This is a genomic window from Saccharopolyspora sp. NPDC045839, from assembly GCF_056431645.1.
This window is the reverse complement of record NZ_JBWKKH010000030.1, coordinates 74,745-98,154: the sequence shown is the minus strand read 5'-3', so window position 1 is coordinate 98,154 and position 23,410 is coordinate 74,745. Positions and strand designations below refer to the sequence as shown.

At 67.6% G+C, this 23,410-nt stretch carries 20 protein-coding genes; 10 read left to right on the top strand and 10 right to left on the bottom strand.

Going from position 1 to position 23,410, the window contains the following annotated elements:
• The first annotated feature begins 33 nt into the window (after positions 1-33).
• The 6 genes from AC07EQ_RS32495 to AC07EQ_RS32470 all read left to right on the top strand — a co-directional run bounded on the left by AC07EQ_RS32495 (position 34) and on the right by AC07EQ_RS32470 (position 8,106).
• Positions 34-1,101, top strand: a complete 1,068-nt coding sequence (locus tag AC07EQ_RS32495; RefSeq protein WP_478391651.1) for a LacI family DNA-binding transcriptional regulator — start codon at positions 34-36, stop codon at positions 1,099-1,101.
• A gap of 49 nt (positions 1,102-1,150) precedes the next feature.
• A complete protein-coding gene (locus AC07EQ_RS32490) occupies positions 1,151-2,779 on the top strand; it encodes an FAD-dependent oxidoreductase (RefSeq protein ID WP_478391650.1) in 1,629 nt (542 codons plus the stop codon).
• An 88-nt stretch (positions 2,780-2,867) separates the two neighbouring features.
• Complete coding sequence (locus AC07EQ_RS32485; protein WP_478391649.1) at positions 2,868-4,997, top strand: hydantoinase/oxoprolinase family protein; 2,130 nt, start codon at positions 2,868-2,870, stop codon at positions 4,995-4,997.
• A 142-nt stretch (positions 4,998-5,139) separates the two neighbouring features.
• Positions 5,140-5,796 carry a hypothetical protein gene (locus AC07EQ_RS32480; protein ID WP_478391648.1) on the top strand — a complete coding sequence of 219 codons (657 nt, stop codon included), beginning with the start codon at positions 5,140-5,142 and terminating at the stop codon, positions 5,794-5,796.
• A gap of 30 nt (positions 5,797-5,826) precedes the next feature.
• Positions 5,827-7,095, top strand: a complete 1,269-nt coding sequence (locus AC07EQ_RS32475; RefSeq protein ID WP_478391647.1) for a TRAP transporter large permease subunit — start codon at positions 5,827-5,829, stop codon at positions 7,093-7,095.
• A 27-nt stretch (positions 7,096-7,122) separates the two neighbouring features.
• The gene (locus tag AC07EQ_RS32470) at positions 7,123-8,106 is read left to right on the top strand and encodes a twin-arginine translocation signal domain-containing protein (protein WP_478391646.1); all 984 of its coding nucleotides are present in this window, start codon (positions 7,123-7,125) and stop codon (positions 8,104-8,106) included.
• Positions 8,107-8,167: 61 nt separating this feature from the next.
• Here the strand turns inward: AC07EQ_RS32470 and AC07EQ_RS32465 are convergent, their stop codons facing one another.
• The 3 genes from AC07EQ_RS32465 to AC07EQ_RS32455 all read right to left on the bottom strand — a co-directional run bounded on the left by AC07EQ_RS32465 (position 8,168) and on the right by AC07EQ_RS32455 (position 11,862).
• Positions 8,168-8,896, bottom strand: coding sequence for an alpha/beta hydrolase (locus AC07EQ_RS32465; RefSeq protein ID WP_478391645.1), 729 nt, complete (start codon positions 8,894-8,896; stop codon positions 8,168-8,170).
• A 702-nt stretch (positions 8,897-9,598) separates the two neighbouring features.
• Complete coding sequence (locus AC07EQ_RS32460; protein WP_478391644.1) at positions 9,599-10,123, bottom strand: DUF4232 domain-containing protein; 525 nt, start codon at positions 10,121-10,123, stop codon at positions 9,599-9,601.
• 317 nt (positions 10,124-10,440) lie between these two features.
• Positions 10,441-11,862 carry an MFS transporter gene (locus AC07EQ_RS32455; protein WP_478391643.1) on the bottom strand — a complete coding sequence of 474 codons (1,422 nt, stop codon included), beginning with the start codon at positions 11,860-11,862 and terminating at the stop codon, positions 10,441-10,443.
• A gap of 312 nt (positions 11,863-12,174) precedes the next feature.
• Here AC07EQ_RS32455 and AC07EQ_RS32450 point away from each other — a divergent pair, with 312 nt between their 5' ends.
• The 3 genes from AC07EQ_RS32450 to AC07EQ_RS32440 all read left to right on the top strand — a co-directional run bounded on the left by AC07EQ_RS32450 (position 12,175) and on the right by AC07EQ_RS32440 (position 15,742).
• On the top strand, positions 12,175-13,308 hold the full coding sequence (locus AC07EQ_RS32450; protein WP_478391642.1) for a glycosyltransferase family 4 protein: 1,134 nt from the start codon (positions 12,175-12,177) through the stop codon (positions 13,306-13,308).
• Positions 13,309-13,391: 83 nt separating this feature from the next.
• Complete coding sequence (locus AC07EQ_RS32445; RefSeq protein ID WP_478391641.1) at positions 13,392-14,417, top strand: NAD-dependent epimerase/dehydratase family protein; 1,026 nt, start codon at positions 13,392-13,394, stop codon at positions 14,415-14,417.
• Positions 14,414-15,742, top strand: coding sequence for a D-arabinono-1,4-lactone oxidase (locus tag AC07EQ_RS32440; RefSeq protein ID WP_478391640.1), 1,329 nt, complete (start codon positions 14,414-14,416; stop codon positions 15,740-15,742). The genes AC07EQ_RS32445 and AC07EQ_RS32440 overlap by 4 nt, the downstream gene beginning before the upstream one ends.
• Positions 15,743-15,840: 98 nt before the next feature.
• Here AC07EQ_RS32440 and AC07EQ_RS32435 read toward each other — a convergent pair whose 3' ends face one another.
• The gene (locus AC07EQ_RS32435; RefSeq protein ID WP_478391639.1) at positions 15,841-16,548 is read right to left on the bottom strand and encodes a DUF4232 domain-containing protein; all 708 of its coding nucleotides are present in this window, start codon (positions 16,546-16,548) and stop codon (positions 15,841-15,843) included.
• A gap of 408 nt (positions 16,549-16,956) precedes the next feature.
• On the bottom strand, positions 16,957-17,793 hold the full coding sequence (locus AC07EQ_RS32430; RefSeq protein ID WP_478391638.1) for a LysR family transcriptional regulator: 837 nt from the start codon (positions 17,791-17,793) through the stop codon (positions 16,957-16,959).
• Between the two features lie 95 nt (positions 17,794-17,888).
• Here AC07EQ_RS32430 and AC07EQ_RS32425 point away from each other — a divergent pair, with 95 nt between their 5' ends.
• Positions 17,889-18,614, top strand: a complete 726-nt coding sequence (locus AC07EQ_RS32425) for an SDR family NAD(P)-dependent oxidoreductase (protein WP_358611268.1) — start codon at positions 17,889-17,891, stop codon at positions 18,612-18,614.
• 178 nt (positions 18,615-18,792) lie between these two features.
• Here the strand turns inward: AC07EQ_RS32425 and AC07EQ_RS32420 are convergent, their stop codons facing one another.
• The 5 genes from AC07EQ_RS32420 to AC07EQ_RS32400 form a co-directional block, all read right to left on the bottom strand.
• Positions 18,793-19,017, bottom strand: coding sequence for a hypothetical protein (locus AC07EQ_RS32420; RefSeq protein ID WP_478391637.1), 225 nt, complete (start codon positions 19,015-19,017; stop codon positions 18,793-18,795).
• Positions 19,018-19,318: 301 nt separating this feature from the next.
• Positions 19,319-19,777 (bottom strand): RidA family protein, encoded by a 459-nt coding sequence (locus AC07EQ_RS32415; RefSeq protein ID WP_478391636.1) that lies wholly within the window; start codon positions 19,775-19,777, stop codon positions 19,319-19,321.
• An 89-nt stretch (positions 19,778-19,866) separates the two neighbouring features.
• Positions 19,867-21,516: a M24 family metallopeptidase gene (locus AC07EQ_RS32410; RefSeq protein WP_478391635.1), complete on the bottom strand. Its 1,650-nt coding sequence runs from the start codon at positions 21,514-21,516 to the stop codon at positions 19,867-19,869.
• Positions 21,517-21,565: 49 nt separating this feature from the next.
• Positions 21,566-22,345 carry an ABC transporter ATP-binding protein gene (locus AC07EQ_RS32405; RefSeq protein WP_478391634.1) on the bottom strand — a complete coding sequence of 260 codons (780 nt, stop codon included), beginning with the start codon at positions 22,343-22,345 and terminating at the stop codon, positions 21,566-21,568.
• Between the two features lie 20 nt (positions 22,346-22,365).
• On the bottom strand, positions 22,366-23,391 hold the full coding sequence (locus AC07EQ_RS32400; RefSeq protein ID WP_478391633.1) for an ABC transporter substrate-binding protein: 1,026 nt from the start codon (positions 23,389-23,391) through the stop codon (positions 22,366-22,368).
• Positions 23,392-23,410: the final 19 nt, after the last annotated feature.

The window sequence follows — 23,410 nt, the reverse complement described above, 5'->3', positions numbered from 1 at the left end:
TCAACGGCTAATGCGTATTACTCGGGAGCAACCATGGCGGAAAAGGCATCCACACCAGGGCGCCGGGGAAGGCCGAGGCAGGCGGAGGTCGCCCGACTGGCCGGGGTGTCGCAGACAACGGTGTCGTTGGTGCTCGGCGGCAACAAGCAGGGCATCGCGCTGCACAAGGACACCTGGGCCCGGGTGCTCGCCGCCGCCCGCGAACTCGGTTACGTGCCCGACCCGGCAGCCCGGCGGATGGCCAGGGCTCGTAACAACCTGCTCGGCGTCTTCAGCTTCACCGCGACCTTCCCGGTCGACATCGAGCACTCCTACTACCCGATCTTGGTCGGAGTCGAGCGGGAGGCAGTGGCCCGCGGCTACGACCTGGTGCTGTTCACCGGCTCCAGCTCGGGAGCCGCGCAAGCCGTCGCGCCCGGCGAGCTACAACGGATGCGGATGGCCGACGGTTGCCTGTTTCTCGGTCGGCACATCCCGGAAGGCGAACTGCGCCGCTTGGTGGAGGACGACTACCCGGCCGTGCACATCGGACGCCGTGACGAGCTCGAGGGCCTGGCTTGGGTGGGTGTCGACTACGCCAGCGCCAGCGCCGAAGTCGTGCGCCACCTGGCTGGTCTCGGGCACCGGCGGATCGTGCTGGTCCGCGAGGCCGATGACGCTCCAGCCTCCGCCGATCGCGAGCGCGGATTCCGCATGGCGCTCGCCGAGTTGGGCGGTTCGGACGGCGCGGTCGTGCGCACCGCCCGGCCCGGCGCCGACATCACGCCGACCTGGGCGCGAGCCCGGGTTGCCGAGGGGGTCACCGCGTTCGTCGCCGAGGAGACCGACACGGGTGCCGCGTGGCGGCAGTTGCTCGCGGCTGTCGAGGGCGCCGGGCTCGACGTGCCGGGCGAGGTCTCCCTTGCACTGCTCGGTTCTCCTCCGGCCGACCTCGCCGGACGGCCGCAGCCCACCGGCTTCGACGTTCCCCGGGCCGAGCTCGGAGCGGCCGCGGTTCGGATGGCCACCGTGCTGCTAGCCGGCGAGGAGGCCGCCGAGCCCCTGGTGGCCTGCACCTTCCGCCCGGGTCGCACGGCCGGCCGGGCGGCCGTTCGGCCTTGAGCCGCAACCACATCCGACGCATCACACGTGCCCGAGGAGGCAGCACCACATGCCCACTCCCATCGCCACCCCCGCGGAGACCGAAGTCCTGATCGTGGGCGGCGGACTCGGCGGTGTGGCCGCCGCCCTGGCCGCCTGCCGGGCAGGGCGCACCGCCGTTCTGACCGAGGAGACCGACTGGGTCGGTGGCCAGCTCACCGCCCAGGCCGTGCCGCCCGACGAACACCCGTGGGTCGAGCAGTTCGGCGTCACCGCCTCCTACCGGGCGCTGCGCGAGGCCATCCGCGCCCACTACCGCCAGTGGTACCCGCTGCGGGCGCAAGCCAGGGACCTGGTGCGGCTCAACCCCGGCGCTGGGCGGGTCAGCAAGCTCTGCCACGAGCCGCGTGTCGCGCTCGCCGTGATCGAGGCGATGCTCGCGCCGCACCGCGCCGCCGGGCGGCTGACCGTGCTCACCGAGCAGCGGCCCGTCGCCGCCGAGACCGAAGGCGACGCGGTCCGGGCAGTCACCGTCGAGGACGTCCGGGACGGCACCCGCCACACCATTGCGGCCCCGTACATCATCGACGCCACCGAGACCGGCGATCTGCTGGAGCTGGCTGGTGTCGAGCACGCGATCGGCGCCGAGGCGCGCAGCGAACACGCCGAGCCGCACGCCCCCGAGATCGCCGATCCCCTCAACCAGCAGGGCATCACCATCTGCTTCGCGCTCTCGCATTATGACGGCGAGGACCACACCATCGACCGGCCCGCCAACTACGAATTCTGGCGCTCCTACCGGCCGGACTTCTGGCCCGGTCCGCTGATCGGCTTCCTCGCCCCGGACCCGCGCACCCTCGAAGCCGTGCCGCGCACGTTCCAGCCGAACCCGGACGATGATCCGCTCGACGTCGACGCCGACCAGAGCGCGGACGCGGGCGACAAGGAGCTCTGGGCATTCCGGCGCATCCTCGCCCGCAACTTGCACCGGCCCGGGGCCTTCGACTCCGACATCACCCTGGTCAACTGGCCGCTCAACGACTACTGGCTCAAGCCGCTGCTCGGGGCCGGCGAGGAGACCGCCCGGCAGGCGCTCGCCGACGCCCGGCAGTTGTCCCTTTCCGTCCTGTACTGGTTGCAGACCGAGGCGCCGCGTCCAGACGGGGGAACGGGTTTCCCCGGCCTGAAGCTCCGGCCCGACGTCACCGGCACCGCAGACGGTCTGGCCAAGGCCCCCTACATCCGCGAATCCCGCCGGATCAAGGCCGTCACCACCGTTACCGAGCGCGACGTCGCCATCGAGCTGGTCGGCCCCTACGGCGGCACCCGCCACGCCGACTCCGTCGGTATCGGTGGCTACCGCATCGACCTGCACCCGTCCACCGGCGGCGACAACTACATCGACATCGGGTCGGTGCCGTTCGAGATTCCGCTGGGTGCGTTGCTGCCGCGCCGCATCCGCAATTTGTTGCCTGCCGGCAAGAACATCGGCACCACCCACATCACCAACGGCTGCTACCGCCTGCACCCCGTGGAGTGGAACGTCGGCGAGGTCGCGGGCGCGCTCGCCGCGCACTGCCTGGACGAGGGCGTGCAGCCGCACCAGGTGCAGGAGGAGGAGAAGAGGTTCGAGGAGTTCGCCCGCGTGCTCGACAGGGCAGGTGTCCAGCGTCACTGGCCGAACGTCCGCGGCTACTGAAAAGACCGGCCGGGACAGTTCCTTCCGCCCGGAAGCACCCCACCCGCGTCATTCGCTCGACCTGCGTACGACACAAGGAGGTGTCCCTATGACCCGGCACCGCATCCGCGTCGGCATCGATGTGGGTGGAACCTTCACCGACGCCGTGGCGGTCGACTCGGCCACGCTGGCGCTCGTCGCCCAGGTCAAGGTCCCCACCACCCACCACCATCCCGACGGCGTCGCGCACGGCATCGTGGCGGCGCTGATTCGGCTGCTCGAAGACGTCGGCTGCGTCCCCGAGGACGTCGCTTTTCTCGCGCACGGCACCACTCAGGCCACTAACGCCCTGCTCGAGGGCGATGTGGCCCCGGTCGGGCTGCTCGGCATCGGCACCGGCCCGGGCGCGGTCTCCACCAAGCGCCTCGCCGCCCTCGGAAACCTCGAACTCACCCCGGGTAAACGGCTGCCGTTGCACTACGCGCACGTCCGGGATCCCGACGATCCCGCGGGTGTCCGCACTGCTCTCGAGCAGGTCACGGCCGCCGGAGCCGAAGTGCTGGTCGCCAGCGAGCCGTTCAGCGTCGACCTGCCCGACGGCGAACAGGCGGTGCTGGCGGCCGCAGGCTCCTACGGGCTGCCCATGACCGCCGCGCACGAGATCACGTCGTTGTACGGGCTCCGCAAGCGCACCCGCACCGCTGTGGTCAACGCGGCCATCCTGCCGAAGATGCTGGCCACCGCGGACCTGGTCGACTCGAGCATCGCTGCGTCCGGTATGACCGCTCCGCTGATGGTGATGCGTTGCGACGGCGGGGTGATGTCGCTGGAGGAGATGCGGCGGCGTCCGCTGCTGACCGTGCTGTCGGGCCCCGCCGCCGGAGTCGCCGGCGCTCTGATGCAGGAGCGGGTCAGCGATGGCGTGTTCCTGGAAACGGGTGGCACGTCCACCGACATCAGCGTCATCCGCCGCGGCAAGGTCGCGGTCCGGCACGCCACCATCCTGGGCAAATCCTCGTACCTGTCCGCATTGGACGTGCGCACCGTCGGTGTCGGCGGCGGCTCGATGGTGCGGCTCGCCGGTGGCGGGGTGCGCGCGGTCGGGCCGCGCAGCGCCCACATCGCCGGGTTGCCGTACGCCTGCTATGCGAGTCCAGCGGATTTGCGGGACGCGAAGCTCGTCGCCATCAGCCCGTTGGACGGCGACCCGGGCGACTACGTGGCCCTCGAAGCCGCGGGCGGCCGCTTCGCCATCACCATGACCTGCGCGGCCAACGCACTGGGCCGAGTCCCAGAAGGCGACTTCGCCGCGTGCGAACCGGAGGTCGCTCACACCGCGTTGGCACCGCTTGCCGAGGCACTGGACACCGACGTGGCGGGTGCCGCGATGCGGGTCTTGGATGCGGGGGTGAAGCAGGTTCAAACCGTCGTGGACGCGGTGGTCCGCGACTACCGCCTCGACCGCGACACCGCCGTCCTCGTCGGTGGGGGAGGGGGCGCGGCCGCCGTCACCCCGCACCTGGCTGCCAGCACCGGGCTGACCGGCCGGATCGCCAAGCACAACGAAGTGATCAGCCCGGTCGGTGTGGCTCTCGCGCTGGTTCGGGAGCAGATCGAACGGATCATCCCCGGCGCCACCCAGGAACACATCCTCGGCGTGCGCAACGAAGCCGAAGCGGCCGTCGTCGCGCAGGGGGCCGCACCCGGCGCGGTCGAAGTGGAAGTGACCGTCGACCCGCAGACCAGCACCGTGCGGGCCATCGCCACCGGCGCCACCGAATTGCGCACTCAGGACCGCGCCCGCCGCGCCGACGACAGCGAACTCCTCTCCGTCGCCGCGGCCAGCCTCAAGACTGATCCGCGGAAGGTCGAGGTGCTTGCCGTCACCGACGCCCACACCGTCTACGGAACCTTGCAACGTCGCCGCTTCCGCAAACCGCACCACCCAGTGCGCGTCCTCGACGCCGACGGCGTCGTGCGCCTGCACGCCGCCAACGCCCGTGTTGCCACGACTACCGTGGGGCAGGCACCGGAGCTGCTGGCGGAGCTGATCCGCGAGACCACGACCTACGGGGACGGCGGTGTCCGAGCGCCGTCGCTGCGTCTGCTGCTCGGCTCGCGGATCGCCGATCTTTCCGGCGTGCTCGAGGCGGGGCCGCTGCTGGCCCTGGCCCGCAGCGAGCTGCGCTCGCGCACGGTTGACGAGCCGGTGGTGGCGGTGCTGGAGGTACGCTCATGACCGCACAGTTCCGCCTCTCCGCGATTTGCAGTGGTGGTTGCGTTCGGCCCGAATCTCGCGTTTCGGGGTTTCTTATGGCTGGTTTGCGTCACGGTCCCCTGGGGTGCGGTTGATGAGGGCTGAGGTTGAGAGAAGGTGTCTCATGGCTGGTCCGCGAACCGCGTTCCGCCGCTCGCGCTTGGCCGATCTGTCCGCCGCACGCCGGGATTCGCTGGCCGCGGAGTGCGAGCGGCTGGCAGCGCTCACCGACGCCGAACTCGCCGCCCGGCTGCTGGCCGGCACTCCCACCCACGAGGCGCGCGACTCGGCAATGCTGGCCCGCTGGGCGGAGGTGTCCACCGGGTTCGGTGCCGAACTCGCCCGCTCCGGCGCCGGGCTCGACGACCCGCCGAGGGTGATCGAGCGCGACGGCGGGCTGGACCGTCGGCTGATGGCCCGCTACCGGTCCCGACCAGTGTCCACTGTGGAGCTTTACGTTGACGCGCTCGCCCTCGGCGAGGAACTGGTCGTGTTCCTCGGTTGGCAGGCGTGGTTTTCGCCCGGCTCGTTGCGCGCGACCGCGCTGGCCCACGAAGAGGCGCACGCGCGCCTGCACGACACTGCAGTCCGCCGAGCGCTTCGCCACCGCCTGGGGCACATCTCCCTGCGCCTCGGCCGCTTCCGCATCCTCGGCCACGTCGCGGGTGCCGATGAGGTCGCCGCGCACGGGTACGCCGGCGCCGCCGTCGGCCTGGGCCGGACCCCGATCCTGCTCACCGCCGCGCTGACCGGCGCGGTCCTGGCCCTCGGAGAGGACTGAGGCCCAATGGGAGTCGTCATCCTTGTGCTCATGCTTGCCGGCGTCGGGCTGATGCTCGCCCGCAAGCTGCCCACCGCTTTCGCCCTCGTCCTGCTCGGGGTGGCCATCGCGATCGCGGCGGGCGCCCCGTTCACCGGCGAGGACAGCATCATCGACACCGTGCTCCAGAAGGGCTCGGCGGCGCTGGCCTCCACCATGCTGGCCGTGCTGATCGGCTCGTGGCTGGGCAAGCTCATGGAGGAAACCGGCATCGCCGCGACCCTCGTCCGCAAGATCGTCGAGTTCGGCGGCGACCACCCGACCATCGTCGCGCTCGGAGTGCTGGCCGTTTCCGCGCTCGTCGGTACGGTCACCGGCTCGGCTCCCGCCGCGATGATGGCGGGCATCGTCGGCATCCCCGCGATGATCGCCGTAGGGGTGCCCAAGACGACCGCGGCCGGGACCATCCTCATGGGGATCGCCGTCGGCGTGCCGTTCGAGCTGCCAGTCTGGCAGTTCTTCTCCACCGCCCTGGAACTGCCGATCGACACCGTGCGCGGCTTCATGGTCAAGCTGTTCCCCTTCGCCCTGCTATTCGCAGTTCTGTTCGTGCTCGTGGAGACCCGGCGCAAGGGAGTGGAGCACTCCTGGTCGCTGACCTCGGGCGTGGCCCGGCCGGAGCGCCGCGGGCGCGGGCGCGCCCGCCGCATGGGCGACGCGCCCTGGTACGCGCTACTCGCCCCTGCCATCCCGCTGGTCCTGGCGCTCGGCTTCGACCTCGCGATCATCCCGTCGATGCTCGCCGGTGTGCTCTACGCGCTGATGACGACGACAAGGCCGGCCGAGATGAACCAGCGGATGCTGCGCACGCTCTACGCCGCCTTCGAGGTCGCTGCTCCACCCATCGTGCTGTTCGTCGCCATCGGCATCCTGCTTGCGGCGGTCAAGCTGCCCGGCGCGATCGAGGCGCTCAACCCGCTGGTCGGGGCCGTCGCCCCGGGGCACCCGGTCGTCTTCGTGCTGGTCTTCACACTGCTGGTGCCGCTGTGCCTGTACCGGGGGCCGCTCAACGTCTTCGGCCTCGGCGCCGGGATCGCGGGTGTGCTGATCGCGGCGGGCATCTACCCGGCGGTCGCCGTGCTGGGCCTGACCGCCTCGTACAATCAGGTTTTCGGCGTTTCCGACCCGACGAGCACCCAAACGGTGTGGGCGGCGCAGTACTCCGGCGTCAGCCCGCAGCGGGTGATGCTGCGCACCCTGCCCTACGTGTGGTGCGTCGCGCTGGGCGGCTTGTGCGTCACTGCCGCCACCTACCTCTGACCCACCGTCCGAAATGGAGTCTCCTTCATGGAACTGGACCGTCGTAGTTTCCTGCGCACCGCGACGGCGGGCGGCGCCCTGCTCGCAGTTGGCGGCGCCCTGCCCGCATCCGCCGCCCCCGGTCGCTTCCCCGACTACCGCCACGTGCGTACCCTTCTCAAGCCGGAGCAGCTCAAGTACAACCCCACCGGCGAAATCATCTTCCCCTGCGTCCGCGGCGTCTACGACCGGCTGAGCAACCGGATCGGCCGCTACTACCTCTACTACGCCCCACACGACGCCCCTGGTGGCATCTGCCTGGCCTACGCCGATTCGCTGGAGGGCCCGTTCACCGAGTACCCGCACAACCCGATCGTCGCCAACGAGTGGCAGCCGCACTACAGCGTCAAGCACGTCTCGTCCCCGCACGTGCTGTGGCACCGCGAGGCCCGGGAGATGTGGCTGTACTTCCACGGCGACAACAACACGACTCGCCTCGCACGCTCGAAAGACGGCATCCACTTCACCTATGACAAAGCCGTGCTGACCACCTCGATGATGCCCGCGGGCACCACCGAGACCTCCTACGCCAGGGTCTTCCGCCACCACCTGCCCTCCCGGGGTGCCCGCTACGTGATGGTCTTCATGCGCAACACCACCGCCAACCACCGCGACATCTGCTGGGGCTGGTCGCCCGAGGGCCGCAACTGGACCTTCGACCACGAGCCGCTGATCGACCACGCCAAGGTCGGCGCGGTCAACGTCGGCGGCCCGCACTTGCTGCACAAGAACGGCAGCACGTACGTCGTCTACAACAGCGACAAGGAGAGTGGCGGCAACATCCTCATCACGGAGGTCGGCAACGACTTCTCCCGGCGCGACCACCTCGGTGTCTTCTACGACTCGCGTTCCACCGCGCCGGAAAACGGCCGCGCGGCCGCGCCGGCCTTCGGGACGGACAGGGGAGTGCCGTACATGATCTACGAGGCCGGGGAGCGGTTGTCCGGCGTTATCGCCATGGCCCGCGGTTGACTGCAGCCCGCATGGCGGGCAACGTCCGAAGTGGCCATTCGTCACTCGAGGAATGCTGTTTTTAGTGGGCAGCCTGGCTGAGAAGCCACGACACCGTCACGTCGATGACTTCGCTCCCCATGTCCCGGAAGCCATGTCCGCCGCCTTGAACGCGGTGCCAGTCCGTGCGCAGCCGCCGGGCTGCCACTTCATGGGCCACCTCGTAGGAGACGTGCTCATCCGCATCGCCATGCACGACGAGCGCCGGTATGTCGCTCGCGAGAAAGGCAGCTCGCGGGTCGAGCTCCGCGAACTCTTCGAAGAGCCGCGCGCCCAGTTCGAACCGTCCCTCGATGTCGAGGAAACCCCGCTGCTGCAAGGAGGTCAAGTCGCCGTAGAGCTGCCGCCCGCGCGGCAGCTCCGGTTGCAGGAAAGTCCGACGTAGATCGAGCACCGGCTGCCACAGCACCACCGAGTCGATGGGCAATTCGCCCAAGGAGAGCGTGGTGCTCACCGCGCCGAAGCTCGACGCCACCACCGACACCGGGTGCCCCGCCGACTCCACGGCCGCCTGCAAATCCAACCGCTCTCCCGCGATCGTCATGTCGCGTGGCCTGCCCTCGCTGCGGCCGTGCCCACGGAAAGAGAACCGCAGCACCGAGAACCCCGCAGTCGCAAGCCGATCCGCCAGAATCGGGAACAGTCCTTGCTCTCCGAGGTCGGCGGTGATTCCGTGTGCCAGTACCACAGCATCCGCACCGCCCTGATGCCACACAGCCTCAAGGCGGACACCGTCGGGCGTGGTGATCACAGGTGAACCTCGGTCCGGATTGGACCGGCCGCTGCAACCACTCTCGTGCAGGCAAGGATGGAGAGGTCTTCTGCGGTCGCGATCCGGGCGATGCCCGCCTGTCGTACGCTGAGCCCCGCTGCCACTGCAGTACCTCCCTGCCGAAAACGCGGATCAGGCATTGAGACTGAATGACACATGCCGCGTGGATCAAGCCCCTGGTCGATTTTTGTCCAACAGGACTAATAAGTATTGGCGACTTGACAAAAGCGGTGGCGACGACGGCTCCGCCCACTCCCACAAGTCCTCTGGCGCCAACGCCTGATCATCTGAGCATCCCAAGACGTGATCAGCACCAGAATCAGGCGCACCGATCATTTTGACGGACGCGTTCGCGCCGCTCGTCGACGAGTCCTGCGTAGTGCTCGGCGTTGACTGGTAGGAGGTCGAAGCGAACCTGGCACGCAATCCGCCGGTCGCTCGACTGAGGAAGCTGATGGGAAGGCTTCCAGGCAGCAGATGCGGTTCCTACTGCCTGGCGCAGCACAGTCCTGTCTGGACTGTCCCTATCGTCAATCTTCCGCGCCACGCTGCGAAACGCTTCCAGCACACAACATGAACCGCTAGTAAAAAGCCGCCGCCCGGATGGGCCGTGGCATTGCGAAGGCCCGCACCTCTAGTGGTGCGGGCCTTCGGCTCAGGCATCGGTGCTTGGGGTGACGCTCAGCCCGCTGCGCTCTGGGTGATCGGGGTGGCGTAGGGCGCGGAACCCTTGATCGGCTCACCGGCCGGCCACGCGGCGACCTCGTGGGCGCCCTGACCGTTCGGAACACCGGGGAGTTCGAATTCGACCGAGGCGGGAATCACCGGGTTGGGGGGATTCGCGGTCCGCTGCGAGATCCGCGAGATCCCGAACATGGACCCGTCCACGATGACCGGTTCCCCCGGGCTGTCGTCCGACTCCACCACGACCCCCGGGACCGGGCCCGATTCGCTGTACAAGCCCACCTTGAGGGGAGGCCCCTGCAGCGTGCACTTGGTGGTCGGGTTCGCTGCGGTGTACTTGATGAGGAACGCTTCGAACTCACCGGGTTCGGCGAGGTCCTTGGTCACCGTGACGTTGATGTCGTCGCTGGTGCACGGGGCGTCGCCGGGGTTGGCGACCGCCGAACCAGCGGTCAGCGTGGAAAGGCCGGCGGCACTTGCGACGGCGGTCGTGGCGATGATGCGGCGGAACTTGGCGGTCATGATCTGCCTCCTGTTCGATCGTCTTCTCACAACGCAGGACGTTCACCGGCCGCTCGGGATGCTCGCGGGTGCGATTGGTCACCGAAAAGCAACCTCGGCCGATCTGCGACGTCGTTCGTCCAGTGCGCTGGTCACGCACGCAGCCGGGCGGGAAGCAAGGGGAGTACGACTTGTTCGCGTCGGCCGAAGTTTCCTTGACGTCAACGGGATCCGAGTTCCGAATCCCACGATGGAAGCGCTAAAGGGGCACCCCGGTGCCGCCGCCTCGTCCGGCAGTAGGGGTTCCCGATTTTGCCTAAAATTGGGGTATCCCTGCGTCAGCCGACACCTGCAGGGCGCGGCGGACGGATTGTGCGCACGGCGTCGCCGGCATGCGGGTGGAGGCGTAACGCCCCGGCGGTGGCGATCAGCGCGGTCAGCCCGAGCAGGGTGAAAGCCACGGTGTAGGCGGCTCCGCCGCGGGCACCGAACACCAGCTCACCCAAGGGCTCGCCGAGCCGCAGGGCCACCGTGGCCACCGCGATAGCCAGCCCGGTAGACAGCTGCTGCGTGGTGGCGGCCAGCGTGTTGGCATCGCGCATCTGCTCGGGCGGGACATCGCTGAGCCCGATCGTGGCGTAAGCGGTCAGCCCTACCGAGCGGGCGACCCCGGACAGCAGGGCCAGCCCGGCGAGCATCGGCCACGGGGTGGACGAGGTGGTGAAACCGAGACCGGTCGTGCACAGAGCGAGGGTGATCGTGGCGGCGAGCAGCACCGGCCGGAAGCCGAAGCGGTTGAGCAGCGGAGTGGTCGCCGGTTTGATCGCCAGATTACCGACGAAGATGAACAGCACCAATGCGCCCGAGCTGGTCGCGCTGTAGCCGAACACCTCCTGGCACATCAGCGAGAACAAGAACGGTGCGGCTCCGACCACGATCCAGAACAGGAACCCACTGGACTGGGAGAGCCGGAAGGTCGGCACGCGCAGCGTGTGCAGGGTGACCAACGGGCTTGGGGTGCGCAGCAGGTGCCGGCCGGCAACGGCGAGCACGGCGAGGCACAGCGCGGTCAGAGTGGCGGTCACCGGCCAGCCCGCGTCGGTGTCCGAAATCAGGTGCGCGGCATAGGTGATCCCGCCGAGCCCACCGCAGGTGAGCAGCAGCCCGAGCCAGTCCAGCGGCCTCCGGGCGGTGCCGCTGTCGGCTTCCCCGATCAGCTTCCAGGCCACGGCAAAGGCGAACACACCTAGTGGCACGTTGATCAGGAACAGCCACTGCCAGGACGCATACGTGGTGATCAGTGCGCCGGCCAGCGGTGCGACGACCGGTGCCAGCAGACCGGGCCACACGATGTAGGCCATCACCCGCAACAGGTCCGGTTTATCCGTCCTGGACAGCACGACCATTCGCCCGACCGGCACCATCATCGCGCCGCCGACGCCCTGCACCACCCGCATGGCCACCAGCACCGGAAGGCTGCCGCTCGCCGCGCAACCGAGCGAGGCCAGTGTGAAGATCGCTATGGCGGCCAGGAATACCGGCCGGACACCCAATCTGCTGGTCAGCCAGGCGCTCAGCGGGATCAGCACGGAGAGGGTGAGCAGATAGGCCGTCATCACCAGGCCGACTGCGGTCGGTGGGACACCGAGCGACTCGCCGATGCTCGGGGCGGCCGTGGTGACGATCGTGCCGTCCAGGTTCTCCATGAAGAAGCAGCCGGCAACCAGGAATGCGGTATTCCGGTGGCGGGCGTCGATCATGGCTGTCCGAGTCCTCAGGCGTGCATTTTCATGGGATGGCGAACGCGCACCGCGCCTCGATCCGCTCACGAGCCTCGGTGCTGACCGTGACATCACACTGTCCGGCCCTGTCGGGGAGACAGACAACACGGCGCGAGTCGGGCACGACAGAGATCCGGTGGAAAAGGGCAGAGAATAGTGCACTTTTTCCCTGGTTCGCTGGGCTTGATGCGCTGATCCCGAGTAGGAAGTGAGGACCGCCGACCGCAGCGCTCTTGGGCCGCACGGCATCCGGAGGTCATCATCGCCAGTCAACGCGCCGCACGCATAGTTGTGCACGATTACCTGGGACATCCCTTCCAAGCCGAACTAAGCCGCGAACTGGCCCGGCGAGGACATCGTGTCCGCCACGTGTACTGCTCGACGATCGCAGTCGGACAGGGGAAGTTGCGGGTCGGCGAAACGGATTCCGACCGCCTGTCGATCACCGGCATGCCTCGGCAAGGACACCGCGGTTCGGGTTCCGGCACGTACGGGCAGGACGTCGGCGGACTCATCAGAGACTTCGCGCCCCACGTGGTGATTTCGGGGAATAGCCCGGTCCCGGTTCAGCGGCACATCCAGCAAACCTGCGCTGAGCGGGGAATCCGGTTCGTGTACTGGTTGCAGGATGTCTACTCCGCGCGCGCACCCAGCGGCGAGACCGGCCACCACGACGAGTGGGAACGCACTGCACGGTGCGAGAAAGCCACTTTGCTGAGCAGCGATGCGGTTGTCGCCATCGCAGAGCCGTTCGCGGTTTTCGTTCGCCAGTGCGGGGTGCCGCCGGAGAACATCACGGTGATCGAGAACTGGGCGCCGCTTGCGGAAATGGAATGCGACGGCGACGACTGGGCGCCGGCGAGGTCCGACCGCAGCTCCGGAAAGCACATCTTCCTCTACTCCGGCACGCTGGACGATCGCCACGGCGCAGACCTGCTGGTGCGGCTGGCGAAGGCCTGCGACGCCCGGCACAGCGGCGTCTTGTACGTCGTCAGCGAGGGAACTGGCCGCCTTGCCTTGGAAAGGGCGCGCCAACTGGGAATACGTCGGCTGCAGTTGTACGACTTCCAGCCCTACGACCGGGTCCCGTCCATGTTCGCAGCGGCTGACGTGCTGCTCGCTGGGCTCAGCACAGAAGCGGGTCAGATGTCGGTTCCCTCGAAGGTGCTGGCCTACCTTTGCGCCGGGCGCCCGGTGCTCGCTGCCATCCCTTCGGCGAATCGTGCCGCGCAGCTGCTGGAGGAAACCGGAGCGGGGCTCGTAGTCAACCCAGATGACCCGGATGAGTACGTGGCGGCAGCGTTCGCCCTGCTCGCTGACTCCGCACGTCGTCAGCGCATGGGTGAGGCAGGACAGCAGTACGCCCGCCGCGCTTTTGCGATCGAACCTATAGCCACCCGCTTCGAGGAGGTTCTCGTGCCCTGACGGCCCGCCGAAACTCGCCAGGCAGGCCTGCGGATGGCCGGTCGAACTGTCGAAGCAGTCGCCCTTGTCCAGATCGATTACACATGTTCATCCTGACCAGGGAGTTGGTTGCCATGAGTGACCACAGGAGTTCAGCCCTCGTAGCCGGTGGGGGAGGTTTCATCGGCGGGCACTTGGCCGCTCGACTGCTGCGCGAGGGCTACCGCGTACGAGTGGTCGACTGCAAACCGGTTGACGAGTGGTTCCAGGTGCATCCCGACGCGGAAAACGTCGTGGCCGACCTATCGCTTCTCGACGCAGCGCGTGCGGCGGTCGACGGGATGGACGAGGTTTACAACCTAGCCGCCGACATGGGCGGCATCGGTTTCATCGAAGGCAACAAGGCGCGCTGCATGTTGTCAGTGCTGATCAACACGCACCTGCTCATGGCCAGCCGTGACGCCGGCGTGGACCGATTCTTCTTCTCCTCCTCCGCCTGCGTCTACGCCGCCGCCCACCAGGTCGCCCCGGATCTCGAACCATTGCGGGAAGAGATGGCTTATCCGGCGATGCCCGAAGACGGTTACGGGTGGGAGAAGCTCTTCGACGAGCGCATGTGCCGACACTTCGCTGAGGACTTCGGCCTGCGCACCCGGGTAGCCCGCTTCCACAACATCTACGGCCCGCACGGAACGTGGGACGGCGGACGCGAGAAAGCCCCGGCCGCGATCTGCCGGAAAGTTGCCGCTGCGGTCATCAACAACGACGACGAGATCGAGATCTGGGGCGACGGGGAGCAGTCCAGGAGTTTCACCTACATAGACGACTGCGTCGAGGGCATTCGCCGCATCATGCGCAGCGACTGCGACCAGCCGCTCAACCTGGGTAGCGACGAGCTTGTCACCATCAACGAACTCGTCGATCTGGTCCAGGAAGTCGCTAGCAGCTCACTGAAACGGCGCTACAGCCTTTCCGCTGCCCAAGGTGTGCGGGGACGAAACAGCGACAACACGCTGATCCGCGAACAGCTCGGCTGGGCACCATCCGTCTCGCTGCGGGAGGGAATGTCCGAGACTTACAGTTGGATTTACAAGCAGGTCGGCTACGCCTCGCACAGGTTCCTGCCATGACTGGCATCGCAGAGCGCCCCGACGCCCGATCGATGTGGACGAACTGGGCTGGGTCCGCCCGATGCACCCCGGCCCGTCGCGTCAGCCCGCGTAGTGAGGACGAGTTGGCCCAGTACGTGCGAGACGCATGTGCCACCGGTCAGCCGCTGCGCCTCGCCGGATCCGGGCACTCCTTCGCGCCGCTGGTCAGCACGGATAGCACCATCGTTGATCTGCACGAGTACGCCGATGTCATCGCGGTGGACCCCGTCGGCATGACGGTCACGGTCCAAGCCGGCACACCGCTCTGGCGCATCAACGCCGAGTTGGACCGGTACGGACTCGCGCTCGAGAACATGGGGACCATCAACGTTCAAACCGCGGCCGGCCTGGTCTCGACGGGGACTCACGGTTCGGGCACCCGATATGGCTGCCTGTCGAGTCAGATCGCGAGTATGCGGCTCATCACCGGACACGGGGAACTCGTGGAGTGCTCGGCGACGTCCGAACCAGACGTGTTCTCGGCCGCTCGTCTGGGCTTGGGCGCACTGGGGGTTATCTCTACGATCACATTTCGTTGCGTACCGGCATTTTCGCTCGGCCTTGAGGAGAGAACGGAGCCATTCGCCCGGCTGATCGGGCACCTGCCCGAACTCATCGCGAACGTTGATCACCCAATCTTCTTCTGGCCGATGTGGAGCGACTCGGTACACATCCGGGCCATGTCGCGCACGACGGCGCCGCGCAGGCCCCCGTCGCGGTGGCAGGCCTGGCGAGATCACTATCTGGCGGGCCATGTCGGGCTGCATGGCGTGCTCCGGACCCACCGGCGCAATGCCGCGCTCGTGCCATTTGCTTCCAAAGTCCTGACGCGCCGCCCGCTTCGGTCGTTCGTCGACGTGAGCCATCGGGTTTTCACGTTTCCACAACGCGTCCGGGTGGTGGCGATGGAGTACGCCGTGCCACTTGAGGCGTTGGGGCAGGCGTTGCAGGAATTGCGTCGAGCACTGCCGTCGGCCGGCGAGGTGGTTTCGCTGCCCCTGGAGATACGGGTAGCGCCCGGAAATGACATCCCACTCAGTCCGGCTTACGGGCGCCCAACCGGTTACGTCAACTTGGCGACTGATGCGCACAGCCCGCACGACAAGATATTTCATTGCGCCGAAAGGGTTCTCGGCGACTTTGATGGTCGCCCGCACTGGGCGAAGCTGCATTCTCACACCGCGCGCAGCCTCGCACCCCGCTATCCACGCTGGCATGACGTGCAACGGATCCGCCAATCTCTTGATCCGGAAGGAATCCTGATCAACCCCTACTTGGAGCAGGTCCTCACTGGCACGGCTTGAGTGCACAACCGCGGGCTGACCCCGCGGGCGATGCGGTGCGGGGGCACCCGTGACCAAGTATCCCGGTCACGGATGCCCCCGCACCGGCGTTTACCGGATCAGAAGACGGTGACGCCTTGGGTGGTGGGCTGCAGGGTGCCGGCCTTCATCGACTTGAGCGGGAACTCGGCGTAGAGACCGCCGTTCTCGGTGCTGGTGCCGTCGGTGCCGACGATGTTGGCGTTCACCGGGCCGTCGACGCCCGGCACGCTGACGCTGAAACCGGTGGCGACCACGGTGTTCGGGTCCGCCTTGTCGCCGCGCTCGACGAGTACGCCGGCGAACGCGGTCTCGCCCGGGTTGAGCGTGACCTCCGTCGGGCCGCCCGGGATCTCGACCTTCTGAACGGGCACTTCGGTGTGCGCCTTGCCGGACATGTCGACCGGGGCGATGTCCGCCCAGCCGTTGACGTGGCAGTCCTGCTTCGACTTGTTCGTGACGGCCATCAGCAGGACTCCGGGGCGGTTCGGCTGGACGGTCAGGTCGACCGCGAAGTCCGATGCCGCGCACTCGGTGGTGGACTGGTGGCCGCTGCCCGCCCCGCTGGACTCGCGGGCCGTCTCGCCGGTCGTCTTGCTGACGGATTCGTTGGCCGGCTGGGGGTTCGAATCGCCGGGCGCGATCCCGGCGGCCGTTGCCGGCGTGTTCACGGCCCCCAGCGTAGGTGCGGCGGGGGCCGACGCCGGCTGGCCGCATCCGGCGAGCAGCAGCGCCCCGCTGAACAGTCCGGCGATTGCACCCAGCGTCCGGGTCCGGTTGAGCATCATTCTTGATCCTTTCGTGCCGCGCATTGAGCGCGTTGTGGTCTTCGTTCCTGAAGACGTGCGCCTTCCGGTGCGGTTGCCCATTGCACCAAAGTTGTTCCGGGGCGCGCCGCCGACTAGACTTTTCGTTCCTCCGATCTTGCCCTTTAGGGCAACGGGGGTTCGACGAGAGATCACGGTCTGCGACACCCACACGCACGTCGACTTACCGGCGCACGGTCCGCGCATCCTTCACGAGCTCGGTTCGCGAATCCCGACCCAGGGTTGGAGTTCCGCAACCAAGACCGTGCGCCAACCATACGCAGAACAAAAATCGTATGGATAGCAAGGATTATCGGTATGCCGCCGGGCGATTGCGGTGCCGCAACAGGAACTCCGCGAACGGCGGGGCGGGGCTGCGGGAGCGAAGGCTCAGAGGCGTGTGGCTACGCGGACTAGATCGGCGAGTGCTCGGGAGCGGCTGTGTGGCGGCCAGGCGATGACTGTCGTCACGGTCGGCGCGTCTAGAACCGGCACGGCGGCCAGGCCTTCGAGCAGGTTGGCGCGGCAGGATTCGGGCATGACCACGGTGGTGCGGCCGAGCGCGATCAGCTGGAAGAGCTGCGTTTGGTTGCGTACTTCCGCGCCGGGGCCCTCGGGATAGGCGCCGCCGGGGCCGGGCCAGCGGGCAAGCGGGAGGTCCGGCAGTGAGCTGACATCCGCCGTCCGGACGTGGGATCTGCCAGCGAGCGGATGCGAGGTGGGAAGAATGGCGACCTGTCCCTCGGTGTTCAGAATTTCGGTGTCGAGTTCGGCCGTCGAGTCGAAGGGTTGATGCAACAGCGCCACGTCGGCCTGGCCGTCATGCAGCGTTTGCTGGGGCTGGGATTCGCAGAGCAGTAGGTCGACGGCGACGGCACCCGGTTCGGCGGCGTACGCGTCGAGCAGCTTCGCCAGCAGTTCGCCGGAGGCGCCGGCCTTGGTGGCCAGGACGAGCGAGGGCTGACTCGTCGCGGCACGCTGGGTGCGCCGCTCGGCTGCGGCAAGCGCGCCGAGGATCGCCCGGCCTTCGGCCAGCAGCAGTGATCCGGCTTCGGTGAGCGAGACTTTGCGGCTGGTGCGTTCCAGCAACGCGACTCCGAGCCGTCGCTCAAGCTGAGTGATCGTCCGCGACAGCGGCGGCTGGGCGATGCCCAGGCGCTGGGCGGCCCGGCCGAAGTGCAACTCCTCGGCGACCGCAACGAAGTACCGCAACTCCCGCGTCTCCACCCGTTAAGGCTACCGCCCGATCCATATCAGCTGGGTATCGTTGGCTGACTCAGACGGTGTTGGTTCCCCGCCGGTGCCCGGCCACGATCAAAGGCATGAGCGAACAGACGATTGCGCTGGTCACCGGCGCGAACAAGGGAATCGGATACGAGATCGCGGCCGGGCTCGGCGCGCTGGGCTGGAGCGTCGGAATCGGGGCACGGGACGAGCAGCGCCGGGAGGATGCCGTGGCGAAGCTCCGCGCGGCCGGCGTCGACGCGTTCGGTGTGCTTCTCGACGTGACCGACGACGCGAGCGTTTCGGCCGCCGCTGCACTGATCGAGGAGCGCGCTGGGCGGCTCGACGTGCTGGTCAACAACGCCGGCATCGCTGGGGCATGGCCGGAGGAGCCCTCGACCGTCACGCCGGAGAGCATGCGGGCGGTGGTGGAGACCAACGTGATCGGCGTCGTCCGGGTCATCAACGCGATGCTGCCGCTCCTGCGCCGCTCCGAGCGTCCGCGGATCGTGAACCAGTCCAGCCACGTCGCTTCCCTGACCTTGCAGACCACGCCGGGCGTCGACCTCGGCGGGGTCAGCGGGGCCTACTCACCGTCGAAGACGTTCCTCAACGCGGTCACCATCCAGTACGCCAAGGAGCTGAGCGGCACCAACATCAAAATCAACAACGCCTGCCCCGGCTACGTCGCGACCGATCTCAACGGCTTCCACGGAACCAGCACGCCCGCAGAAGGCGCCAAGATCGCCATTCGGCTCGCCACGCTGCCGGACGACGGCCCGACCGGAGGGCTGTTCGACGACGCCGGGATTGTGTCCTGGTGAGACGTCCCACGAAGTCTCTGGGCTGTCGAAGACCTCGTATGGGTGTCGCGCAGCGGGACGCGAAAGAATGTGCGGCATCCCGTTGCGTTCCCCGCGGGATTCCTTCAGAACCCTGGAAACCGCAGCGAAACGGGGGCGCGTCCACAACGGACGCGCCCCCGCACCACGCACCGGATCACTACTTCGGCTGCACCCACAGCAGGTGCTGGCCGTTGTGCAGGTTCTCGCAGCGCCAGCCGACCCAGCGGCCCTGCGGGAAGCCCGCGTTGCCCGCGTTGGCGCAGGCGTGGTACGACGGGTAGACCCCGGCCGGGACGAACGTGGCTGCGGACGCCACACCCTGGGTGGCGGCGGCGACCCCCAGGGTGAGCAGGGCGGCCGCGGCCAGCTTTCGAATCATCATCGAGCTCCATTCGCATCGAGACGGAGGTGACGTCGAAAAAAGAGGGAGATTCGACGCAGTGCCTGTGAGCCTAAGCAGCGGCATCAGTCGTGACCAGGTCATCCGAGGCGATGGGGCGTGCGCGACCCGTGAATGTTGCCCAAAGGCGCAAGTTGAATATTCTTGGATGTGGGCGTGCCAGTTGAGCTCGCACGTGGTGACCCGGACTTTTCGCGGTGAGCAACGTATTGGGTGCTGGCCGGCACTGATTCTTGTGCGATCACTCGTCAACCAAGACGGCGAGACGCCCAACCCTTGCGGTCTAGCTGCGAAGGGCGATCGTGGCGTCGAGTTCCACGAGCGCACCTTGGGGGAGCACGTGGGCCGGCAGGGCGGTTCGTGCGTGGCGACCCGCGTCGCCCAGAACGTCGAGCAACAGCTGCGAAGCCCCATCGATCACCGTCGGCTGGTCCACGAAGTCTCTTGAACTCGTGGCCCAGGCATTGAGCTTCAGTACCTGCTGCACGTTGCCGAGGCCGACTGCGTCATGTATGCGCGCCAGTAGGTTGAGCGCAGAGGTTCTCGCAGCGGTCACTCCGTCAGCCACGGTCGCATCGTCTCCCAGACAGCCTTGCAGGATCTCGCCCGAGGCGGTCCGTGAGATTTGGCCGGACACATAAAGGAGATCGCCGCATCGTACGGTCGCCTCATACGCGTAGCGGGGCGCACCGAGCACAGGGAGCTCGATGGACAGCGCTTTGAGACGCTCTTGCACAGTCATGTTGCAGCCCAATTCGATATGCCGGACAAGCGACGCGGGTTGGCCCCGCGTTGGACCCGCTCCGCGCGCACGATTCGGCTGTTCAGCCGTCATCGTTTGCTCACGATGTAGGTCCGGTCGCGTCCGATGTACCAGAGGTCCTCGGTGCCGATTGCCGCGTTCTCGTAGCGCCACGGGATTTCGGCGGCACCATACGAGCCGACTTCAAGGACGTGCTTGTAGCCAGGCCGGAGTTCGTTCGCGAACGACTCCTGCTTGCCCATGAGGTGGCCGACGTTGCGCTTGCGGTATTCGCTGTTGAAATCGACGTCCGCTCCGAGCATCCCTATCGCGACCATCCGGTCCAGGTGGGGCGCCAGGTAGCGCAAGGTTCCCTCGTGCACGTCCTCGCACACCACGCCGGGCTTGAGCTGCCCGATGATGCCCTCGCGCACCACGTCGAAGAAGAAGCTGTACGCCTCCTTCGCCGCCGCGGTGCGGGGCAGGGAGCGGGCCATGTCGGAGGTGGCGACGGTGACCCCGTCGACAACGATGCGCACCCCGGCGTCGAGCTGGATGCAGGTCGTCTCGTCGTTGATCGGGTAGTCGACGGGTGGGCCGGGGAAGAGCATCCGGTTGGACGAGTGCAGGTTGGTGAAGTAGGGCTCGATGCCGAAGGGGATCTCGTTCACCGTGCGGAATTCGGCGATCTTGTCGAGGTACACGGCGTTGATGTCGAGTTCGGAGAACGAGCGGCCGGCGCCCAGGCCTTCCTCCGCCCAGGCCAGGGCCTCCTCGATGGCGAACACGCTCGCCCGGGCGGCGAGGACCTGGAACGCGAGGTCCTCGTGGTCACGGGTGTCCCGCCAGTGGCCGAGGTCTGTCGAGACCGGAATCAGTTCCGCTCCCTCGCGCTCGAGTTCGCGGGCGAGGCCGACGCTGATCCACTCGTCCTCGACACCGGTCCGCACGCCGCCGGCCAGCGCTTGGACGGCGGCGCCGATGGACGGGAACCGGCCGACGGGAGACTCGGAGACCCCGGAGGCTCCATCGGGTGCCAGCACGACCAGCCTGTCCGAACCGGCAAGCCACAGGGCGGCTGTTCCGTCCGGCTGCGCGAACCCGGTGGCCTCGGTGAAGTTGGGCGGTGCAGCGAGGAGCAGGGCGTCGAGGGAGCGGTCGGCGGCGAGCGTTTTCAGCGCCGAGAACCGGCTGTCCTGGCTGGCGGTGAACTCCTCCGCCAAGCCGGAGAGGTGTTCGACGTTCTCGATCAGCCGCCGCGCGGTGTGGACGCCCGTCTCGCGCCAGGCCGCGAACCTCGCCAGGACCTCCTCGAGGTCGAGTTCGTATGCGGTGACCGGGGTGGAGTCCTGGTCGGAGACGACGAGTTCGACGGAGCCGGAGAGCGTGCGGAAGTGGCTGTAGACGACGTCGGCCGCGAGGCGCACCGCCGTGCCGCCGGCGAGTTCCTCGACCAGGCTCGTCAGCGACGCCGAGGCGGGAGTGTCGGCGACGATTCGGGGGTCGATCGTGACCCAGGGTGCGTAGAACTTGATCTGGTCCTTCGGGACTCCGGCTGAGAGGGCGTTGCCCTGCTCTTGTTGGCGCACGAGCAGGTACTGGCCGTTGTCGGTCTGTGCGATCAGTGGTGCGACGAGCGGGTAGGAGTCGAGGCGGATCGCGGAGAACAGCAAGCTCTTGCGTGCATTGAGACCGTAGGTTCGTTCGACCTGCGAGGCGTCTGCGGTGAGGCTCAGCATTGGTATTCCCTGATGTCGATTTCGGGTCGGGAGGCCGGGCTGGCGGCGGTCAGCTGATTCCGGTCATGACACCGATGTGGGATTCGATTTCCGTTGTGTAGTCGGAGAAGGCTGCGGAGAACCGGTGCTCCTTGCCCCGGGGCCGCGGCAGGTCGATCGCGATGTCGGCGACGATCCGGCCGGGGCGGCCGCCTACGACGACCACCCGGTCACCGAGCCAGACCGCCTCGGAGATGCTGTGCGTGACGAACAGGACGCTGCACCCGGTGGTCTGCCAGATGCGCTGGATCTCGAAGTTCATCGAGTCGCGGGTCATGGCGTCGAGCGCGCCGAAGGGCTCGTCCATGAGCAGCAGCTCGGGGTGGGAGACCAGCGCGCGGCAGATGGCCACCCGCTGCTGCATCCCGCCGCTGAGTTCGTAGGAGTAGTGCTCGGCTTTGCCGCCCAGCCCGACCATCTCGAGCAGTTCGTGGGCGTAGCGGCGTGACTCGTCGGTGCGGGTGCCGCGGAACTCCAGGGGCAGGAGCACGTTGTCGATGTTGTTGCGCCACGGCAGGAGAACGGGGCTTTGGAACACCATCGCGATGTCCTCGATCCCGTCGCGGATCGGCCGCCCCTTGACCAGGATTTCGCCCTCGGTGGGCTCCTGCAGACCGGAGATCGTCTTGAGCAGCGTGGTCTTCCCGCTTCCCGACTGGCCGACGATCGAGACGAACTGCCCCGGCTTCACGTGGAAGTCCAGCCCCTTGAGCACTGTGTTGTGCTGGCCGTCCCGGGATCGGTAGGTCTTTCCCACGTTGTTGACCGAGATGGCGTACTCGTTGTTCATTGTGACTCTCCGTCCGGCCGTCACGGCGCCGGGATGGTCTCGTTGCGGTGCAACGGTTCGAGGTAGGCGTTGCTGTACACGTCGGCGGGCGTGAGGTTGCTCGCCGGGTTCAGGCCGAGGAACTGCCGGGCGACGTCGATCATTTTCTGGACGCTGGCGTCGTCCATGACGCCGAACTGGTTCGCCGACTCGCCGGTTCCCCAGTTGAGGGCGCATTGCTCGCCGATGGCGAGGGTGATGGTCTTGGTCTCGAAGCCCGAGACCTCTTTCTGGAAGTCCTGGGCGGCTTCGTCCGGGTGCTGGCACGCCCACAGGAAGCCCTTCTGCATCGCGCGGTTGAACCGCCGCACCTGCTCGGGATCGGTCCTGAGCTTCTCGTCGGAGACGACGATCCCGTTGCCGTAGAGGTCGATGCCCAGGTCGGACCACTTCAGCACAACGGCCTTCCGGTCGAGCGCGTCAATGGCCGGCTCGTCGGAGACGTACAGGGCGAGGTTGGCGTCCCACTGACCGGCCAGCAGTCCGGGGATCTTCGATCCGCTCGAGGCGTGGACGACGTTGACATCGCCCTCCTTGAGCCCGAGCTTGCTCATCGCGTACGGCCACATCGCGGTCATCGCGCCTGCTCCCTCGGTGGCGACTGTCTTGCCCGGGAGATCGGCCCATCCGTTGATTCCGGTGCCCGCGAGGGCGACGACCGCGTAGGCGGACCTGGCCTGCAGGAGGTTGACCTGTTTGACTTCGGCGCCCCTGCCCTGGCTGGTGATCGTGGCGCCGAAGTCCGCCCAGCCGGCGTCGACCTTGCCGGTTTCCACCGAGGTGACCGTGTTGGTCGAACCCGACCCCGGCATGACCGTGAGGTCGATGCCTTCCGCCTTGAAGAAGCCCCGCGCGACAGCCGAGATGAACGGGGCGTGCTTCGGCAGGTAGGCCACGTCGAGCATGAGGGTCATCGAGTTCTTTCCGCTGCCGCTCGTGCAGCCCGACAGGGCCACGAGCAGCACCGCCCCGACGATCGCGGCGATCTTACGAGTGGAGTTCCGCATTCGAGTCTCCGATCCCCGC

Coding starts and splice junctions, on each gene's coding strand:
- AC07EQ_RS32495 (WP_478391651.1), top strand. CDS start 34: ATGGCGGAAAAGGCATCCACACCAGGGCGCCGGGGAAGGCCGAGGCAG.
- AC07EQ_RS32490 (WP_478391650.1), top strand. CDS start 1,151: ATGCCCACTCCCATCGCCACCCCCGCGGAGACCGAAGTCCTGATCGTG.
- AC07EQ_RS32485 (WP_478391649.1), top strand. CDS start 2,868: ATGACCCGGCACCGCATCCGCGTCGGCATCGATGTGGGTGGAACCTTC.
- AC07EQ_RS32480 (WP_478391648.1), top strand. CDS start 5,140: ATGGCTGGTCCGCGAACCGCGTTCCGCCGCTCGCGCTTGGCCGATCTG.
- AC07EQ_RS32475 (WP_478391647.1), top strand. CDS start 5,827: ATGCTTGCCGGCGTCGGGCTGATGCTCGCCCGCAAGCTGCCCACCGCT.
- AC07EQ_RS32470 (WP_478391646.1), top strand. CDS start 7,123: ATGGAACTGGACCGTCGTAGTTTCCTGCGCACCGCGACGGCGGGCGGC.
- AC07EQ_RS32460 (WP_478391644.1), bottom strand. CDS start 10,123: ATGACCGCCAAGTTCCGCCGCATCATCGCCACGACCGCCGTCGCAAGT.
- AC07EQ_RS32455 (WP_478391643.1), bottom strand. CDS start 11,862: ATGATCGACGCCCGCCACCGGAATACCGCATTCCTGGTTGCCGGCTGC.
- AC07EQ_RS32445 (WP_478391641.1), top strand. CDS start 13,392: ATGTTCATCCTGACCAGGGAGTTGGTTGCCATGAGTGACCACAGGAGT.
- AC07EQ_RS32440 (WP_478391640.1), top strand. CDS start 14,414: ATGACTGGCATCGCAGAGCGCCCCGACGCCCGATCGATGTGGACGAAC.
- AC07EQ_RS32435 (WP_478391639.1), bottom strand. CDS start 16,548: ATGATGCTCAACCGGACCCGGACGCTGGGTGCAATCGCCGGACTGTTC.
- AC07EQ_RS32425 (WP_358611268.1), top strand. CDS start 17,889: ATGAGCGAACAGACGATTGCGCTGGTCACCGGCGCGAACAAGGGAATC.
- AC07EQ_RS32420 (WP_478391637.1), bottom strand. CDS start 19,017: ATGATGATTCGAAAGCTGGCCGCGGCCGCCCTGCTCACCCTGGGGGTC.
- AC07EQ_RS32415 (WP_478391636.1), bottom strand. CDS start 19,777: ATGACTGTGCAAGAGCGTCTCAAAGCGCTGTCCATCGAGCTCCCTGTG.
- AC07EQ_RS32410 (WP_478391635.1), bottom strand. CDS start 21,516: ATGCTGAGCCTCACCGCAGACGCCTCGCAGGTCGAACGAACCTACGGT.
- AC07EQ_RS32405 (WP_478391634.1), bottom strand. CDS start 22,345: ATGAACAACGAGTACGCCATCTCGGTCAACAACGTGGGAAAGACCTAC.
- AC07EQ_RS32400 (WP_478391633.1), bottom strand. CDS start 23,391: ATGCGGAACTCCACTCGTAAGATCGCCGCGATCGTCGGGGCGGTGCTG.